The 16,449-nt window shown below is 60.0% G+C and carries 19 protein-coding genes and 1 tRNA gene; 6 read left to right on the top strand and 14 right to left on the bottom strand.

Translation table 11 applies throughout. The annotated features are described in order from the left end of the window. Window positions 1-6 precede the first annotated feature (6 nt). A complete protein-coding gene (locus SFU85_05185; protein ID MDX6766162.1) occupies window positions 7-366 on the top strand; it encodes a Spx/MgsR family RNA polymerase-binding regulatory protein in 360 nt (119 codons plus the stop codon). A 231-nt stretch (window positions 367-597) separates the two neighbouring features. Here SFU85_05185 and SFU85_05180 read toward each other — a convergent pair whose 3' ends face one another. The 4 genes from SFU85_05180 to SFU85_05165 form a co-directional block, all read right to left on the bottom strand. After that, on the bottom strand, window positions 598-1,164 hold the full coding sequence (locus SFU85_05180; GenBank protein ID MDX6766161.1) for an IS630 family transposase: 567 nt from the start codon (window positions 1,162-1,164) through the stop codon (window positions 598-600). Next, entirely contained in the window at window positions 1,160-1,540 is a 381-nt protein-coding gene (locus SFU85_05175) for a hypothetical protein (GenBank protein ID MDX6766160.1), read from the bottom strand. The genes SFU85_05180 and SFU85_05175 overlap by 5 nt, the downstream gene beginning before the upstream one ends. A 72-nt stretch (window positions 1,541-1,612) precedes the next feature. After that, window positions 1,613-2,275, bottom strand: a complete 663-nt coding sequence (locus SFU85_05170; protein ID MDX6766159.1) for a biotin/lipoate A/B protein ligase family protein — start codon at window positions 2,273-2,275, stop codon at window positions 1,613-1,615. Window positions 2,276-2,411: 136 nt separating this feature from the next. Beyond that, window positions 2,412-3,389, bottom strand: a complete 978-nt coding sequence (locus tag SFU85_05165) for a hypothetical protein (protein ID MDX6766158.1) — start codon at window positions 3,387-3,389, stop codon at window positions 2,412-2,414. Between the two features lie 36 nt (window positions 3,390-3,425). On the opposite strand from SFU85_05165, the gene SFU85_05160 reads away from it, so the two are divergent. From SFU85_05160 to SFU85_05145, 4 genes are all read left to right on the top strand, one after another. After that, window positions 3,426-3,866: a hypothetical protein gene (locus SFU85_05160; GenBank protein MDX6766157.1), complete on the top strand. Its 441-nt coding sequence runs from the start codon at window positions 3,426-3,428 to the stop codon at window positions 3,864-3,866. Window positions 3,867-4,070: 204 nt separating this feature from the next. Next, on the top strand, window positions 4,071-5,072 hold the full coding sequence (locus SFU85_05155; GenBank protein ID MDX6766156.1) for a PEP-CTERM sorting domain-containing protein: 1,002 nt from the start codon (window positions 4,071-4,073) through the stop codon (window positions 5,070-5,072). 17 nt (window positions 5,073-5,089) lie between these two features. Then, window positions 5,090-5,740 (top strand): DUF1559 domain-containing protein, encoded by a 651-nt coding sequence (locus tag SFU85_05150; protein ID MDX6766155.1) that lies wholly within the window; start codon window positions 5,090-5,092, stop codon window positions 5,738-5,740. Next, complete coding sequence (locus SFU85_05145; GenBank protein MDX6766154.1) at window positions 5,737-6,507, top strand: hypothetical protein; 771 nt, start codon at window positions 5,737-5,739, stop codon at window positions 6,505-6,507. The genes SFU85_05150 and SFU85_05145 overlap by 4 nt, the downstream gene beginning before the upstream one ends. Window positions 6,508-6,609: 102 nt before the next feature. Here SFU85_05145 and SFU85_05140 read toward each other — a convergent pair whose 3' ends face one another. The 5 genes from SFU85_05140 to SFU85_05120 form a co-directional block, all read right to left on the bottom strand. Further along, the gene (locus SFU85_05140; GenBank protein MDX6766153.1) at window positions 6,610-6,777 is read right to left on the bottom strand and encodes a hypothetical protein; all 168 of its coding nucleotides are present in this window, start codon (window positions 6,775-6,777) and stop codon (window positions 6,610-6,612) included. Window positions 6,778-6,889: 112 nt separating this feature from the next. Then, the gene (gene bioD, locus SFU85_05135; protein MDX6766152.1) at window positions 6,890-7,546 is read right to left on the bottom strand and encodes a dethiobiotin synthase; all 657 of its coding nucleotides are present in this window, start codon (window positions 7,544-7,546) and stop codon (window positions 6,890-6,892) included. A 7-nt stretch (window positions 7,547-7,553) separates the two neighbouring features. Further along, complete coding sequence (gene bioA, locus SFU85_05130) at window positions 7,554-8,936, bottom strand: adenosylmethionine--8-amino-7-oxononanoate transaminase (protein ID MDX6766151.1); 1,383 nt, start codon at window positions 8,934-8,936, stop codon at window positions 7,554-7,556. Beyond that, entirely contained in the window at window positions 8,933-10,075 is a 1,143-nt protein-coding gene (locus tag SFU85_05125; protein ID MDX6766150.1) for an 8-amino-7-oxononanoate synthase, read from the bottom strand. The genes bioA and SFU85_05125 overlap by 4 nt, the downstream gene beginning before the upstream one ends. Window positions 10,076-10,084: 9 nt before the next feature. After that, window positions 10,085-10,627, bottom strand: coding sequence for a carboxypeptidase-like regulatory domain-containing protein (locus SFU85_05120; protein ID MDX6766149.1), 543 nt, complete (start codon window positions 10,625-10,627; stop codon window positions 10,085-10,087). 100 nt (window positions 10,628-10,727) lie between these two features. Between SFU85_05120 and SFU85_05115 the strand changes: the two genes are divergently transcribed. Next, entirely contained in the window at window positions 10,728-11,849 is a 1,122-nt protein-coding gene (locus SFU85_05115) for an aminopeptidase (GenBank protein ID MDX6766148.1), read from the top strand. A 366-nt stretch (window positions 11,850-12,215) separates the two neighbouring features. Here the strand turns inward: SFU85_05115 and SFU85_05110 are convergent, their stop codons facing one another. The 5 genes from SFU85_05110 to SFU85_05090 all read right to left on the bottom strand — a co-directional run bounded on the left by SFU85_05110 (window position 12,216) and on the right by SFU85_05090 (window position 16,443). Next, window positions 12,216-12,611 (bottom strand): hypothetical protein, encoded by a 396-nt coding sequence (locus SFU85_05110; protein MDX6766147.1) that lies wholly within the window; start codon window positions 12,609-12,611, stop codon window positions 12,216-12,218. A 475-nt stretch (window positions 12,612-13,086) separates the two neighbouring features. Next, window positions 13,087-13,527, bottom strand: coding sequence for an RpiB/LacA/LacB family sugar-phosphate isomerase (locus tag SFU85_05105; GenBank protein MDX6766146.1), 441 nt, complete (start codon window positions 13,525-13,527; stop codon window positions 13,087-13,089). 114 nt (window positions 13,528-13,641) lie between these two features. Next, window positions 13,642-13,713 (bottom strand) — tRNA-Val (locus tag SFU85_05100). 88 nt (window positions 13,714-13,801) lie between these two features. Continuing rightward, window positions 13,802-14,692 carry an MBL fold metallo-hydrolase gene (locus SFU85_05095; GenBank protein ID MDX6766145.1) on the bottom strand — a complete coding sequence of 297 codons (891 nt, stop codon included), beginning with the start codon at window positions 14,690-14,692 and terminating at the stop codon, window positions 13,802-13,804. Between the two features lie 101 nt (window positions 14,693-14,793). Next, window positions 14,794-16,443, bottom strand: coding sequence for a SpoIIE family protein phosphatase (locus SFU85_05090; protein MDX6766144.1), 1,650 nt, complete (start codon window positions 16,441-16,443; stop codon window positions 14,794-14,796). Window positions 16,444-16,449 lie beyond the last annotated feature (6 nt).

Here is a 16,449-nt window from a genome sequence, read left to right as displayed (position 1 = left end):
CGGTGGGTGCTGAAGGTTTACGTTTACGACAAATGCGACACCTGCCGGAAGGCCCTGAAATTTCTCCGCGCCCGCGGGGTGGAATTCCGGGAAATCCCCATCCGCGAAACCCCGCCAAGTGAGAAAGAATTGCGGGCCGTGCTCGCGGCCCAGGGTGGGGACCTCCGGCGACTGTTCAACACCTCGGGCCGGGATTACCGCGCCCTAGGCTTGAAGGACCAGCTCCCCGGCATAAAACCCGCGGAGGCATTGGCATTGCTGGCGGCCAACGGCAACCTCATCCGCCGGCCCTTCGCGATCGGACCCGGGGTCGGCTTGGTCGGTTTTGAGGAAGCGGTGTGGAAACGGGCGCTCATGCCCGAATGATTCACCACAGAGGATACAGAGGAAACAGAGAACAGAGAGGTAGAGGGCGTTGAATCTTTAGTCCCCGAATCCTTTGGGCAGGACCCAAGTGCCTTACGGGAGGGCAAAGCTCCTGCTGAGCCGTAACTATGCAGTTGTTTACCGCGAAGAACGCTAAGTTCGCGAAGTTATACGGATTTTGGCTGGCAAAGACTCCATTCACCGATCGGTCAACCCTAGAGCATTTCCGGATCATATAGACACATAATGTGCATGAGTGAAGTAGTTGATACATTCTTGTGGAGTGAACAGTGACAAGCAGTCTGCGACCGCCCGCATGAGTTCTTCGTAGGTTCTTGCACAAGCCCGGCGTAAGAAGGCTTTGATTTTGGAGAAGGCCATTTCAATGGGATTGAGATCGGGACTGTAGGCTGGAAGGTAAAGCAGATGGGCTCCACGGGCTTCGATGGCTTGGCGCACTCCATGGACCTTGTGACTGGAGAGATTGTCGAGGATGACGATATCCCCCGGACTCAATGTGGCAGCCAGACTTTGTTCGACATAGGCCCGGAACATGTCCCCATCCAAGGCCCCATCAATGAGCAGCGGGGCCGTGAACCCGTCATGGCGCAAGGCCGCAAGGAAGGTGGAACTGTGCCAGTGACCATGAGGCACGGCGTCCCTGCAACGTTCGCCGACCGCGGAGCGTCCATAAAGCCGCGTCATCTTGGTGTTCAGACCGGTTTCGTCTATGAAGACCAACCGACGGGGATCCCACAGGGCTTGCTTTTGCTTCCAGGCAAGGCGTGCCTGCTCAATGTCGGGCCGCTCTTGCTCGGCAGCGCGCAGGGTTTTTTTTAAAGGACAGTCCCAGCTTGACCAGACGATCGGCCACGGCGCTTTTGCCGATCACCACCCCGAGTTCGGTGCGGCAGCGCTCCTTGATCTCTTCCAAAGTCAGGTCGGGCCGGTGAGCAATCCACTGGCGCAGACTGGAGTCATGCCCTTCCAGACGGGACCGCAGGTAGCCGCCCTGCTGCTTGGGCTGATAATGGCCCTGCTGGGTGAATTGGTTCCACAACCGCACGACACTGCTACGGCTGACTTCCATGTGCTCGACGATATCGACGATACGGTGGCCTTTTTTACGCGCTGCAATGATCCGCTTCCTTAAATCTGCACTCAATGGGTTCATCCCCAGTTTGGTACGGCATCGGACAGGGATTGTACAGTCTATTGTGCCTATCTAATCCGGAATTGCTCTAGTTCACCGGGACTCGTTCCATTCCCGCGTGCGGTAACGGCTGGCTTCGAGTTCCTGCGCTTTTGCGATTTCGGCCCGGGTGAGGGATGATTCTTCGAGGGTTCCTTCCAACACCGGCTCGAGGGCTTGGGCCGTATTCCGGGCCAGGGAATCAAAATCGAACTTTCCGGGCAGGATGCTTCCCTGGTGCAGACAGCCTTCCCTTGTCCGGCGCTGGGCCGCTCCCGCCAGCTTGCGGCCCTTCGCGTCCACGATGTCAAAGCGCACGGCCTTTTGGAAACAGGCGTGGTGGTCGACTGCGTCGTTCACCGGAGTCAGGCGGGCATCAATGCCTTCCCGTTGCAAGGCCGTGTTGATTCCGGCGTGGATGGCCTCATAGCTCGGCCCGGTTCCAGCCAGGGTGAGGGGATGATCTTTTGGGAGGACCAGGGTGTAAGTAAAATCCTCGGCGTGGTCCACCAGTCCGCCTCCGGTGTAACGCCGGACGAAGGGCCGGCCTGCCGGGACATCGGACGCTTTTTCAAAATAGCCGATGGAAACCGCCGGCTCGGTCCAGCGGTAGATGCGCAGCACGGGGACACACACCAGGCGGAGCAGGGCCTCGTCGACGGCCATGTTCCAGGCCTTGTCACTGGAAGGGTCGATGATCAGACGAACCGAGAACATCGAACAGAAATTAATCAGCCTCAGGCGGATAACAAAGCAAATCACCTCTTGTTGAAAAAACATTCCACTGGATTCTTCTTGTAACTAAAGCACCTTCGCGTCCTCCGCGTTCCTGGCGGTTAAAAAATCCCCGGTCTTATTTGAATTGCCAGCAGTCTTTTTCTTCCATGACCGAGCGGGCGTCGTGCTTCAGCCATGCCGCGGCAGCGGCATCGTTTTTGAGCGTGGCATCCCAGAAAGCTGTGCTGGTGGCGAGGATGACCCGGTGGTGGTTGGGGTTGCGTTCCTTGTGTTCGCCGGGAAGCTTGCGGTCGGTGAAGACCGAGTGCTCCGCCTGATCTAGAACCAGTTCGTATTTGTCCCCCGGGGGCAGGGCCGGATAAATCTTGAGTCGGTCGGCCGGAGTGACGGAACTGAGGCCCGAGGGAGCACCGTCGTGGGTTCCGGTCATCAAAAGCCAGGGCAGGGCGACCGCTCCAAAACTGGTTTGCGGATCAACCTTGGCCAGTGGGCTGGGGCTCATGATGACGGCGGCCCGGATGCGTGTGTCGGTCAGGCTGGCCCCCTTGCCCAGTATGCCCGTGCCGAGGGACTCGCCTGCAACCGCCTGGGTGGTCATCGCTCCGAACGAATGGCCGGACATGCCGATGTGGGACAGGTCCAGTCTTCCCGCGAGAGCATCCTTGGGGTCGGCGTTAAGACGGGTCAGGAGGTCGAGCGTTCCTTTGACGTCGCGCACCCGGTTCATGAACTGGGCTCCGCTGGCGGCGCGCTTCATGGCTTGAAGGCGTTCTCCCGGTGCCTCGCCCTGCCACACCGAACTGTCGCTGCCGGGGTGTTGTAGAAAAACCGTGACATAGCTGCGGGAGGACCAGTGTCGGCCGAGAAAATTCGATCCCTCACGGGATCCTCCAAGTCCGTGACTGAAGACGATGACCGGGCAGACGGCCTTCTCATTCGGGAGGAAGATGCGCACTGGCAGGATTCGGTCTGAAGAGACGGCAAAATTCCGGTCGATGTAGGTCGGGGCCGGTCCGGTGACTGTCGGATCATACGCTTGGAGGGAGAGCGTCGTCAGAAGCGGAAAAACGAGAAAAACCAACCGTGTGTTCATGGGTTGGTACAACCACCAGCACAGGAAAAAGTTGCCATGGCGCTTCTTGCCGGGGTTTCGTTTGACGGGTTGGGTGGGGCTTGGTATCAGAGCAGGGTGTTCCTCCGTGTTTATGCTTCCATCCTGTTGACGGCCTTCGTGCTGTCCTGCGGCGGCCATTGGGTCGTGTTGCAGGGGGTGGCTTGGGTCAACATGGTCCGGGAATACTCCGAACATGTCCCGGTAGCCCGGGCCATCGAAATGACCCTCAGTGGAAAATTCCCCTGCAAGATGTGCCAGGCCATCGCCGAAAAAAAACAGCAGGAAAAGGAAAAGTCCGATCACGGCAAGCTGCCCGACCTGAAGAAAGATTTCCTCCTGGCCACGGCTCCCGTGGTCGTCCGTCCGGCCCCGTCCCCATGGACATATCCGGTCATTGAGGAATACGCGCCCCTCGTTTCGGGCACCCCTCCAACGCCCCCGCCCCGGTTGGCCTGATCCGTCCTGCCTTTGCCGCCACCCTGGCCCGTCCGCAGGGGATTCTCCGCGCCTGCTGCCGCAGGCCCGGCTTCCTGGCGGTGCGCTGCCTGTGCAGGCCTATCCAACCTACTGACCCAACCCGGGAACCGGCTGTCGCGCCCTGCGACAATCGATTCCCGATAACCTAACAATAAATTTGCCCATCACGATCGATTCAATAACATGAATGCCAAACATCTGCTCCTGGTCGCCGCATCGCTTGCCGGCAGCCTCACCCCGGTCTCCGCCCATGTCAGCGTCAGCGGCGACCGCACCCTCAACAACGGCAGTCCCATCGACAACACCACCCAGGTCAATGGCAACCGCACCGTTTCCAGCAGCTTCGGTTGGGCCGATGCCACCGACGGAAATTGGGGCGATTCCCACCGCCTCACCGCCTTCAAATTCACCCTCGCCACCACCCAAACCGTGGCCATCGAGGTGGCACGTCGCGCGGCCGGCACCGGTCCGGCCAACACCCTCCTCCCCGCCTTCACCCTTTTCCAGACCCCGGCGTTTGTGGCCTCCACCCATGACACCGCTGCGGCCACGGTGTCCTACCTCACCGGACAGTTTGGCACGGGTGCCGTGGGGGAATCGTTCGTCAACACCAACGGCAATGGCGGCTACGAAGCCGGCGATCCGTTCGTGGACACCAACGGCAGTCTGAGTTGGGATCTGGGCGAACAGTTCACCGACCTTGAGGGTGATGGTGTTTGGGAGTTCGGCGACAGTTTCACCGACAACAACGGCAATGGAGTTTTCGATGGGGCGGGTATCGGCGGTTCCGGCAAAGAAGGGGCCTTCCGTGCGCTTGATCCCTGGAAGATCTTCCAGGACAACGTTGCGGGCACGGAAATGGACTTCAACACAGTGATAGGCCATGCCGCTGATGGTACTTCGGTCAACTACGGCGGTGCTTCCGGGATCAACGGGGACGGCGTTGCCGACGGCACCGTGGCGGCTACTTTCACCGATCTGGCACCTGGCGATTACTACCTCTTTGTCGGCGGGGGCAACTACACCGCCCAAAACTCGGCCGATGTCCTGGCCGGAGGCTCCACGTACCGAACCTATGGCATCACCCTGACCGTTTCTTCCGTCCCCGAGCCGTCAACCGGACTGCTCTTGACCGGGGGATTGGTTGCCATGGCGTTCTGGCGCCGATCCCGGGTGCGTCGCTGATTGGATATTGGAATCCCATGCACCCGAACCGTTCCCATCTCGACGCCTGCCGCGGTTTCACCCTGGTGGAACTGCTGGTCGTACTCGGCGTTCTGGCAATCCTGATCTCCTGGGGCTTGGGGACGGTTAGGGGAGGCATGGAAAAAGCCCGGGCTGTCACCTGCCTCAACACCATGAGGCAGGTGGGCACGGCCGTGCAGATGTATGGTGCCGACCACGACAACCGCCTGCCGAATACCAGTCATCGACGGGCTTCCGACGGCAGTTCCCTCTCCTGGACAGTCACACTGAAAGACTACCTTGGCAGTGACTTTTCCCCCCGCTGCCCCTGCAACTCCGAATCGCCCGCCGTAGCCACTTACGGTTGGAATGACTGTTTGACCGATACGGCGGGCGAGGGCATCCCGGCCAGCCGCTGCCGAACCCCGTCTGCCACTTTTTTGCTGGCCGAATCAGCCGACAACTACACGGCGGAACACTTCCATTTTTCCGAAGTTCGTACCCGGGTGACTTACAGCCTTTTCCAAAGGTCCGTTGCCGTCGACCGCCATGGAAAGAACGCCCACTATCTGTTTGTTGACGGCCACGTCGAGGCCCTCACACCCGACCAGATCAAAACACGCCTCAATGCCAACCCCACCTCCGACAACCCCCTGATCAAGCCATGAAAAAAACCTATTTGTTCCCGCTATTCTTCGCCGCATTCGCATTCGCCCTCGATGCCCATGATCACATTGAAGTGGGTTTTGATCCGGCGAATCCCGGCCGGTTGCGTGCCTTCGGAAGTTTCAGCCAGAATGCCACCTACTTTCCGACGGGAGAGTCGCCCAGCCCGGTCAATTATCCCGTCTTTCCGGGCGGCCATCATACGACAGAACTCACTTTCAGTGCCTTTGACAACATTGACACTCCCCCCGGCAATGCCTTTGTCCGCGTCGTTTTGCTGGCTGTCACTGGACCCGCGGGCGGGACTTTTTCGTTCTGGGAAGCCGGATCTCCCGTTGCCACTTGGACGCGCGCCAGCGGTTGGACCAACACCAACACTCCCGGAGACCAACCCTCGATTGTTGTCAGTGAGGATGAAGAGGGTTACGGCCACGTCCACAGCCGGCTGTTTACCAGTGGAAAAGCCGGTATCTACGACGTGACATTCCAGGCCGTCGACGATCTGGGGAACCACACGGCCAGCCTGCCCTTCACGGTGCGATTCACCACCATCGACCCACCGCCGCTTTTGTTGAGCCTGCAGGGGGGCAACGTGACCCTGAGTTTCACCAGCCGGGCGAACCTGAGCTATGATGTCCAGAGTTCCACCACGCTGCTGCCGGGAAGCTGGACCACCCTTGATACGATTGATGGCAACGGAGCCGTGAACGGGTTCACCGAACCGCTCAACAACCGGCCGAAGGTATTCTACCGAATCGTGGAATATTGAAAAGAAAGCGAGAGAGAAGTTAGGTTCACTTCTTCGGTTTGTCTTTTTTTGGTTTTTTGACTTCTTTTTTCCGGCTGTTGTTTCCTTTTCCCATAAGACTCCTTACTTTTTCGCCACTACCTGTTTGGCCAGGATGGCTTTTTGTTTTTGTGCGCTGACGCCGGCCGACTTGGCGGCCTGCTGGGATTTTTGTTTCTGGTTGGCTTTGGGGGATCGGTCGCCCATGAGATGGCCTTGGGTGGGGGTGGCTGGTCCCGGAGAAGAATTCATCCGGACAGGTTTCCACCCTGCGCCTCCATGGGGGAAATAGCAAGGGGGACGGAAATCCGCCTTTGGCTGTCAGCCAACTGTCCTTGATCCCTGGATAGGATGAGAATCGGGATCAGGATGGGGATCGGGGAAAGATCCAAGGAGGGGGGGCGGCCAGGTCGGATTCATCGTGCACACTCCAGACCGGGAGGTTGGTCAGATCCTCGAGGATGGCAGGGTTGGTCTGTGCGGCCAGATCGTCCTCCGCGGTTCCATGTGCGTTCATGACCAGTCCTGTAAGGGGGAGGCCGGAGGACCGGATGCTTTCCACCGTGAGCCGGGTGTGGTTGAGCGTGCCCAAAGCGGCGCGGCAGACGACCAGGACGGGCAGGCCAAGTTCTTGGGCCCATTCCCGCACGGAAATCTCACGGGTGATGGGCACCAACCATCCACCCACCGCCTCGATGAGGAAGGGGCCCGGATGGGTGGCGGCCAGTCTGGCCAGGGTTTCGCGGATGGGAGCGAAGTCGAAGGGGCGGTCCTCGATGACCGCGGCGGTGTAGGGGGCGACCGGAGGTTTCCACCACACCGGGTTGATTTCGTTCAGGGTGAGTGTTTCGTTGTTGGCTGCGGCCAGCATTTCGGCGTCGGTGCGCTCGCCACAGAGGATGGGCTTCAGGCCAAGTGCGGGAAGCCCGCGCATGCGCAGGGCCCGCGTCAGGCCCGCGGTGAACCAGGTCTTGCCCACACCGGTGTCGGTGCCGGTGATGAAAAATCCGTTCAGGGCCATGGAAGAGTCAAGCACATGGGCCCTGGATTGTCTCGCGGATGCTGAGGATCAGGGCGTGGACCATTTGCTCCAGTTCGGCATCGGTGGTGCAGTAGGGCGGCATGAGGAGGAGAACATCACCCACCGGGCGGGTGAGGAGGCCATGATGGAGGGCGCGCTGGCAGACTCTAGCCCCCAGACGTTTCGCCGGGTCGAAGGGTCTGCGGGTGTGAAAATCCTCGACCAACTCAACCGCCAGGATGCTTCCTTCCTGCCGGACATCGCCCACTTGCGGAAGGGCCCAGAAATCCTTGGCCAAGGTTGCCAAGGTCCGGGCCCGGGCGTCGCGGTGGGAGGCGTGGTGGGTGGATTCGAGCAAATCGAGGCTGGCCAGGGCGGCGGCGCAACCGAGGGCGTTTCCGGTGTAGCTGTGGCCGTGGAAAAAAGTCCTTTCCGGGCCGCCGCCGAAACCCTGGAAAAGTGTTTCCGTCGCCAGAGTGGCGGCCAAGGGTAGGTATCCGCCGCTCAGGCCCTTGGCCAGGGCCAGCAGGTCGGGTTGAATGTTTTCTTTTTGATAGGCAAAAAGCGGGCCGGTGCGACCGAAGCCGGTCATGACCTCGTCGAGAATGACGAGGGCGCCGTGCTGGCGGGCCAGGGCGGTGGTCTTTTGCAGGTAGCCCTCCGGGTGCATGAAGAACCCCGCGGCACCCTGGACGCGGGGTTCGAGGACCCAGCCCGCCGCAGTTTCGCCGGTGGAGGCAAAGGCTTTCTCGGCTTCGCCAACGCATTCCCATTGGCACTGGCGGGTGGTGCGGGCATCGGTCTTCTCCGGGGCGGCGCGGTTGAACGGGCAGCGGTAGCAGGCCGGGGGCATGACGGGCTTGGTTTCGAAAACGATGTCGCGGTAGACATGATGGAAGAGCGGGCTGTGGCCCAGACTCATGGCTCCCACGGTGTCGCCGTGGTAGGCCGAACCGAGGGAGAGGAAGGTCTTGCGCCGGGGCTGGCCGTTTTGCTGGAAGAATTGGTAGGCGATTTTGAGGGCTGCTTCCATGGCGGTGGACCCGTCGTCGGAGAAAAAGGCGCGCGTCAGGGGAGGTCCGGCCAACGTGGCCAGACGGGCGGCCAGTTGCGGGGCGGGCAGGTTGGTCAGGCCGAGGAAGGAGCTGTGGGCAACGCGGCCCAACTGATCGAGGATGGCCTGGTTGATTTCTGGGCGGCGGTGGCCGTGGAGGTTGGTCCAGATGGAGGAATTGCCGTCCAGATAGCACCGCCCTGCGGTGTCGGTGAGTTTGGCCCCTTCGCCGGAGGCAATGACGATCGGCTCGAAAGTCGAATCGAGCCAGAGGTCGTTCGGGGTGAACGGGTGCCAGACGTGGGCTTTGTCCAATGCGATTTCGGGAACATTCATGGTTTTCCTGAACTCCCCATCAGGGGCCTGAGGTGCGAGGCCAGGGAGAGGATGTCTTCTTCGCGGTGGGCGGCAGTGAGGGAAATGCGCAGGCGGGCGTCGCCTTTGGCGACAGTTGGTGACCGGACGGCTGGAACATAGATCCCTTTCTCCAAGAGGGTTTCCGACCAGCGGGTGGCTTCGGCTTCCTGGCCCACCGGCACGGGAACAATCGGACTGTGTATCTTCAAAGCCGGGAGGGCGTGCAGGAGTTGTTCCAAATGACGGGCCAGGCGCAGCCGCAGTTCGTGGCCTTCTTTGGAAAGGACAAGGTCCACCGCCGCGGCCGCGGCGGCCGCCAGCGCGGGGGGTGGTGCGGTGGTGAAGAGGAACGAGCGGGCCCGGTTGACCAGCAGTTCGATCAGGGCATTGGATCCGGTGATGAATCCTCCGGCGGTGCCGAGGGCCTTGCCCAGCGTGCCCATCTGCACTTCAACCCGGCCCTGGATTTGGGGCTCGTTGCACAGGCCGCGACCTTCCGCCCCAAAGACGCCGGTGGCATGGGCCTCGTCCACCATCAGCCAGGCGCCGTAACGTTCTTTGATGTCGCAAATCGCCGACAAAGGCGCGGTATCGCCGTCCATGGAATAGACCGACTCGACCACGATGAGGATGCGCGCGCCGGCTTCTTTCTCGCGGGTCCAGCGGCAGATGTCCTCCAGGTGACCGGGCTGGTTGTGTTCGAAGACGCGCAGCGTGGCTCCGGATAGCCGGGCCCCGTCGAGCAGGCAGGCATGGGCTTTTTTGTCGAGGATGACGGTGTCGCCCGGTCCGGCCAGGGAGGGGAGGGTGCCGCAAGCGGCTGCGTAACCACTGGTAAAAAGAAGGGCCCGGGCACTGTGTTTCAGGGCGGCGATCTTTTCTTCCAAAAGAGCGTGAGGGAATTGGTTGCCCGAGAGGGTGCGGGCGGCGCGGGCGCCGACCGGGGCGTCATCCAGTGCCGCCAGTGCCGCCTCCCGCACTTTGCGGTGGGAGGAGAGCCCAAGGTAATCGTTGGTGGAAAAGAGGACGGTTCCAGCGGGCAGGACGCGCAACTCCCGGGTCAGCTCCTGCTCGGCATCAAGACGGAGTTCGTTCTGTAACCAGAGGTCGAAGGTCATCGCGGACGGCTACTTCTGATAATTATAAACTTCGGCGAAGTTGCCATTGTGGATGTCGAGGGTCACGGCCTCCCCGGCTTTTTTGATCACCACGGGGATGAGCCAATAACCGGCGGCGTAGTGGCTTTTGTATTGGCCGTAGATCCTGTAAGAACCGGGCTTGAGGGCCTTGAATTGGTATTTGCCCGAGGCATCGACCGTGGCGCGGGCGATTTCATGGCGGATGGCTTCCACCCCGATGGCCTGGAGGTCGAGGTTGTTGAAGCCGTCGTTGAAACGGAAGCGGGAGGCCCGCTCGCGCCAGCGTTCCTCGCGGACTTTTTTGATCTCGGCGGCGGCGGGTTCCGGGACCAGAACGAGTTCCAGCCCGGCCAGGTATTGTTTGACGTCGCTGCGCAGCTCGATGGTGGCCGTGCCCGACAAGGTGGCCTCGAGGGTGGCAGGGGCCGTGGGTGGCGTGGTGGCCGGGGCTTTTTTATCAGCGGCCCGGAGGGGGACCGGCGAAAGCATCAAGGTGGGTAGGAGAACCAGGGTGGCGGCCATCGATTTCATACAATCATCATCATAGACCAGAGAAGGGGACTGTCGATGCCGGGAAAAGCCATGGACCCTTCCCACTTGCCACCCTCCGGGGCCGGGTTACTTTTTCGGGATGCTCTCCGACACCCGTTTTGACCGTTTGGCCGAAGTCTTGACCGGATACTCCACCGATTTGAAAAAAGGGGAAAAGGTATTGATCGATGCCTTCGATATTCCCGACGAGATGGTGGTGGCCTTGGTGCGCGCGGTCTACAAGCGCGGCGCCATCCCGTATGTGCAGCAACACCATGCGCGGGTGGGACGGGCCGTGATGCTTGGGATCACGGAGGAACAGCTGAAGTTCGGCGGCCGGATCGAATTGCAGCGGATGAAAGGCATGCAGGCCTACATCGCCCTGCGCGGCTCGCACAACATCTTCGAGTCCTCCGACATCCCTTCCGAGAAAATGAAACTGGCCGGGAAGATCCTCCGCCCGGTGATGGATTGGCGGATCAAGAAGACCAAGTGGGTCGTCCTGCGCTGGCCGACCCCGGCCATGGCCCAGCAGGCGCAGATCAGTACGGAACAGTTCGAGGACTTCTACTTCCGCGTCTGCACGCTCGACTACCGGAAGATGGTCCCGGGGATGCAGGCCCTGCAACGGTTGATGGCCAAGACCGACCGTGTCCATCTCAAGGGGCCGGGCACGGACCTGCGCTTTTCCATCAAGGACATCGGCGCGGTCATCTGCGGCGGTGAACGCAACATCCCCGACGGCGAAGTCTATTCCTGTCCGGTCAAGGACAGTGTCGAAGGCCAGGTCAGCTTCAACGCGCCGTCGCTCTACCAGGGGGTTTCCTTCGACAACATCTGCCTGAAGTTTTCCAAGGGCAAAGTGGTGGAGGCGACGAGCAACAACACGAAGCGTTTGAACGAGATCCTCGATTCCGACGCCGGGGCGCGTTACATCGGGGAATTTTCCCTAGGCTTCAATCCCCACATCCTGCACCCGATGCGGGACATCCTCTTTGATGAGAAGATCGCCGGGTCGTTCCACTTCACCCCCGGGCAGGCCTACGAGGAAGCGGACAACGGCAACCGTTCCCAGGTCCACTGGGACATGGTCTGCATCCAGCGCAAGGACTACGGCGGGGGCGAAGTGTGGTTCGACGGGAAACTCATCCGCAAGGACGGGATCTTCACCACGCCGGAATTGAAGGCGCTTAATCCGGACCGGATTTTGGGGAAGAAGTGAAGTGCTTGTCGCCACGAACTCACCTTCGTGGCGACAGTCTGCAAAGGAGGTCAGGGGAGCCTTTTGAGTCTGGATTGCCCTTTTCCGGCTTTTCTTGACGTTTTTGGGGTCGGCTGGCGTGTGTGCACCGGAAATTCCCTTGGACTCGGTCAATCCGACTTCCTTTTGAAAAAAAGCAGTGTTTTGCATCCCGTCCCCATGGCAAAGTCCCATTAATCAAAAATCACGGAAGTTACACAAGAACCCCCAACGCTCTCTTTTTTACTGATCGCTTCAACTTTAATCAGAAACTGCCCCATGAGCACAAACAACACCGATGCTTTTCCAGAAGCACCCCGGATCCTTCTGTTGGCTGGTTTGCACGGTTCAGGCAAAACCACCTTCATCAAAAAGCAAAAAGAACAAACCGATTTTGTGTGTTTTGATGATTTTATGGACAATGCCCTCAACCATGAGGGCTATTTCCGCAACTGCCGTTATCGCGCAGCCATCCACGAAGTCCTCAAACTCAGAAAAAATCTGATTCTGGGAGATGCGCGCCTGTGCGAACCCGCTTTCAGGGAAGAATTGCTCGCCGATCTGGCCGGCCTTCTCGAGCCCTATACGTTGTTCTGGCATTGTTTTGTCCCAGATTATGCGGCCTGTTTGCATAACATTCTTTACCGGGAACAGAGTATCAAATCGGGCAATCTCCAGACTGAGAAAACCAACAATCGAAGGCTGTGCCGGCTTTACACCTACCCGCCCGGTTCGACCATCCATCCGGTCACAAGAGCCAATCTTTCCCCGGGTGGATCGGGCCGTTTGAAGCTCGGATTGGCGGATCTATTGGTTCAAATCAAAACCCATCCCTTGAGCATCGGCCTCTCAACGATCCTTGACAGAAGCAAGCTACGCTCCATGAAATTCCTCGGGTTGCTATTTTTCCAAGAAGGCGGTTTTGCTGAATAAGTTGAGAATCGGAGAGATTGTCCGTAACCAAGCGTGCCCGCGCCGGAGATCAGAAAGCCATCTGGAGATCTTGGGTTGCCACTTCGCCCAGAGCGTTTGCTGTTCAATCATCGGTTCGTTCCCGCCCGCTCTGGATTAAAGAGAACGCGCACAAGAGCAAATAAGAGAAACGAGTTGAAACCACTGCTAATTAAACGCCAAGCGCTCTAATTCTCCATTCGAGATGGGGAAGGGTCGATCTTCTCGCACTGAGATGCGGAGGAAAGCTTGGGTTTTTCTCGAGCGTTTACGTTTCCAAGGCGCGGATTTTTTCCATGCGACGCTCATGGCGGCCGCCGGCGAAGGGGGTCTTCAGCCAGATGTCGATGAAACCGAGCAGACGTTCCGGGGGGAATTCCTGGCCGCCGAGACAGAGGACGTTGGAGTCATGGTGCTCGCGGGTGTCGCGGGCGGAGTTTTCGTTGTAAACGACCGCAGCACGCACTCCGGGGTTTTTGTTGGCCAGGATGGACATGCCGATGCCGTTGTTGCACATCAGAATGCCGCGGTCGGCTTTGCCCTGGGAAACGGCCTGGGCCGCGGGTTTGCCGAAGTCGGGGTAGTCGTCCTGTTTGTCATAGTGATCGGGTCCGAAATCAAGGACCTCATGGCCTTGGGCGATGAGCGAGCCCTTGAGTTTTTCCTTGAGTTCGAAGCCACCATGGTCGGCGGCGAGGGCAATTTTCATGGGAAGAGTTTACCGTGTAGTTCGCAAAGGGAAATCGGATTCGGGGGGCGCTGGACAATAGGAAGACGGAAAGCAGGGGCCAGTTGAAGAATGATGAAGGGCAAGAAATGGGTGTGCACCGTGCTGGGATCGAACCAGCGACCTTCCGCGTGTGAAGCGGACGCTCTACCGCTAAGCTAACGGTGCGAAGTAGTAGAAAAGGGTAGGGGAAAGGCGGGAAACAAGTCAACTCCGTCAAGCGGCACGAGCACCTGCGGGTTTAAATGATACGGGATTAAAGCACGTATTCCGTGCCCTGGACGGCGGCTTCGACCTTGATGCCCAACTTGGCACCGGCTTCCTTGGCAGCGCTTTCGATGGCACTCACGGCATCGTCGTCGTGGAGGGGGTCGTGGTGGTGGAGGAGGATGTGTTTGACCCCGGCGGTCCGGCCTTCTTTCAAACCCCATTGCCAGGTGGAATGGCCCCAGCCCTTGTGGCTGATGGTGCCGACCCCGTTGTACTCGTCCTCGGTGTACTGGGCGTCGTAGAGGATCAGGCCCGCGTCTTTGATGAGTTTCTGGACGTTGGGGTCGAGGTCGTCGAGGTGTTCTGTGTCGGTGGCGAAAGCGAATATTTTGACCGGCTGGCCGGCAATGTGTTCCTCGATGCGGTAGCCGTAGCAGCCGCCGGGGTGGTGAAGGACGCCATTGGAGACGACCAACTTGCCGATGGAGGTGGGGATTTCCACCACGCTGTCGGGATCGAGGTCGCGGAAGTTCATCTTGGCGGGCATGTCCTTCAGTTCGACGGGGAAGTTGAGGTCTTGTTGTTGGCCGCGGAGGGCCTTTTCAAGAATGCCACCGACGAAGCCCGGGGTGGGGTTGAGGCGGGGTCCGTAGAGGTCGAAGCTGTTGCCGGGTTTGAAGGCCGGGAGGAAGAAGGGGAAGCCCTGGATGTGATCCCAGTGGACGTGGCTGAAGAAAAAGGTGGCGTGGACCGGGGTTTTGCGGCGGGCCAGTTCCAGACCGAGGAGGCGCAGGCCGGAACCTCCGTCGATGATGATCATGCTGTCGCCGGACTCCACGGACACGCATGTGGTGTCGCCTCCGTAACGGGAGGTGACGAAGGAGCTGGTGCTGGGCGTTGGGATGCTGCCGCGTGTTCCCCAAAGTCGAATCTTCAATCCGGGTCCTTGCGTTGGTTGGTGGGTTATATCCTCTGGCAAAAATAAGCAGTTTTGATGGGTGGTGCAATCCCTTAAATCAGAGGGGATTAAACCCCTTTTTATGGGATTTTTTTGCGCAGCTCCAGGATGGTGCCCACCGATTGGGGCAGGTACTGCGTCGAATCGAAGACGTTTTGTAAGAGAATGGTGCCGAGGCCGCCGGGTCGGAGGTCGTCAAGCGCGCGGCCCTTGATTTTATCAAGCACGACAGGTGTGCCCTGGTCGATGAGACGGATGACGAGGTGGTCGTCTTCGATGGCGACTTGGTATTCGAGGGGGCCGGATTTTTCACCATAGGCGTAGCGGTAGACATTGGTCACGGCTTCATCCACGGCCAGGACGATCTGACCGACGGAGATATCGTCGAAGCAGGAGAATTTGGCCCATTCCTCGATGAAGGCCCGGCCCGGGGCGAGGTTTTCCAGGCAGCAATGGTGTTGCAGTGAGGCGGGAGGGGTTTTGCCGCGCCAGGTGAAAAGCATGAGGGAGGCGTCATCGTGGGGCGCGGCGGTGCCGACGAATTCCTTCCACGCATGGACCATGGCGTCGAACGTTTTCGGGGGATTGGCCCCTTGGGGGAGGGCCGCGAGGAAGCGGGCCTCGGTCAGTTCCTCCGCGGCGGCGTTGCGGGCTTCGGTGATGCCGTCGGAAAAAAGGGCCCACATCTCGCCCGCGACGAGAGGGAAGGACTCCGCGTGGTAAGTGAAGCCGGGCACGATCCCGAGGGGGAGGTGGGGTTTGCAGGGAGCGGGAATCCAGGGGCCGGCGTTGGAACGGGCGGGGGGATTCTGCCCTGCGGTGCAGACCTGCATGGTCTGGGCCTGGCTATCAGTGAACAGGAAGGTCATCCCGATGAAGCGGCCCTGGCTGAGGCCCTCGCAGAAGATCTGGTTCAGATGGGTGACCCAGGCCCCCAGGTCCTGGCCGAGGGTGCTCTTGAGTCCGCGGATTTCCGCGATGGCACGGGCCATGGTCAGGGCAGCCGGGACGCCTTTGCCGGAAACATCGCCCAACCCGCAGAGGGTGCGGTGGTCGTCCAGGGAGTGGACGAAGTAAAAATCGCCGCCGATTTCCCGCGCGGGGAAGAAACCCATGCGGATGCGGCAGGTGGGGAGGGATCGCACCGGTGGGGGGAGGAAGGAATCCTGGATTTCCCGGGCCAGTTCGAGTTCCTGGCGGGCGCGGGCCCCGGCAATCGCGATGCGTTCGGCGTCGAGGCGCACCAAGGTCGCGGCCATGAGGCCGGCGTAGGCCTCGACGATTTCCTCGTCCTGGGAATCGAAGCAGGGACGGCCGATGGCATTGAGGATCTGCATCACACCCATGCAATTGCCTCCGTTGAGCAACGGCACGCAGATCATGTTGCGGGTGTGGATGCGGGCTTTTTTGGCGGCCTCCTTGTAGACGCGGGGGTCGTTGTCGGCGTCCTGGATGTTGACCGTTTTCTTGCATTCGAAAACCATGCCAGCCACGCCCACGCCCTTGGGCACACGGATGGTGACGACCACCTCCCCTTCACCTGAATCGGCGGAGTGGAGGACCATTTCACCCGTGTCGTGGTCGGGCAGGAATATGGAACAGGCCTCGGCCTCCATGACCTCGCGGGCATTTTTGAGGATGCCGTGGAGGAGGGCGTCGAGGTCCATGACGCCGCTCATGCTGCGGGCGACTTCGATCAGGGCCTGGTAGCGGGCAATGGGATCTTTCATGTTGGA

This window comes from Candidatus Methylacidiphilales bacterium, from assembly GCA_033875315.1.
Taxonomy (GTDB): Bacteria; Verrucomicrobiota; Verrucomicrobiia; order Methylacidiphilales; family CAZTYG01; genus JANRJG01.
Note: the sequence above shows the minus strand (reverse complement) of the source record. Positions and strands in the feature narration are given on the sequence as shown.

Excerpts from the sequence above, each read along its gene's own strand:
- SFU85_05155 (MDX6766156.1), top strand. The coding sequence starts at position 4,071 with ATGAATGCCAAACATCTGCTCCTGGTCGCCGCATCGCTTGCCGGCAGC.
- SFU85_05110 (MDX6766147.1), bottom strand. The coding sequence starts at position 12,611 with ATGGATGGTCGAACCGGGCGGGTAGGTGTAAAGCCGGCACAGCCTTCG.
- SFU85_05170 (MDX6766159.1), bottom strand. The coding sequence starts at position 2,275 with ATGTTCTCGGTTCGTCTGATCATCGACCCTTCCAGTGACAAGGCCTGG.
- bioD (MDX6766152.1), bottom strand. The coding sequence starts at position 7,546 with ATGGCCCTGAACGGATTTTTCATCACCGGCACCGACACCGGTGTGGGC.
- bioA (MDX6766151.1), bottom strand. The coding sequence starts at position 8,936 with ATGAATGTTCCCGAAATCGCATTGGACAAAGCCCACGTCTGGCACCCG.
- SFU85_05115 (MDX6766148.1), top strand. The coding sequence starts at position 10,728 with ATGCTCTCCGACACCCGTTTTGACCGTTTGGCCGAAGTCTTGACCGGA.
- SFU85_05160 (MDX6766157.1), top strand. The coding sequence starts at position 3,426 with ATGGCGCTTCTTGCCGGGGTTTCGTTTGACGGGTTGGGTGGGGCTTGG.
- SFU85_05125 (MDX6766150.1), bottom strand. The coding sequence starts at position 10,075 with ATGACCTTCGACCTCTGGTTACAGAACGAACTCCGTCTTGATGCCGAG.
- SFU85_05090 (MDX6766144.1), bottom strand. The coding sequence starts at position 16,443 with ATGAAAGATCCCATTGCCCGCTACCAGGCCCTGATCGAAGTCGCCCGC.
- SFU85_05140 (MDX6766153.1), bottom strand. The coding sequence starts at position 6,777 with ATGAATTCTTCTCCGGGACCAGCCACCCCCACCCAAGGCCATCTCATG.
- SFU85_05150 (MDX6766155.1), top strand. The coding sequence starts at position 5,090 with ATGCACCCGAACCGTTCCCATCTCGACGCCTGCCGCGGTTTCACCCTG.
- SFU85_05175 (MDX6766160.1), bottom strand. The coding sequence starts at position 1,540 with ATGAACCCATTGAGTGCAGATTTAAGGAAGCGGATCATTGCAGCGCGT.
- SFU85_05105 (MDX6766146.1), bottom strand. The coding sequence starts at position 13,527 with ATGAAAATTGCCCTCGCCGCCGACCATGGTGGCTTCGAACTCAAGGAA.
- SFU85_05145 (MDX6766154.1), top strand. The coding sequence starts at position 5,737 with ATGAAAAAAACCTATTTGTTCCCGCTATTCTTCGCCGCATTCGCATTC.
- SFU85_05165 (MDX6766158.1), bottom strand. The coding sequence starts at position 3,389 with ATGAACACACGGTTGGTTTTTCTCGTTTTTCCGCTTCTGACGACGCTC.
- SFU85_05120 (MDX6766149.1), bottom strand. The coding sequence starts at position 10,627 with ATGAAATCGATGGCCGCCACCCTGGTTCTCCTACCCACCTTGATGCTT.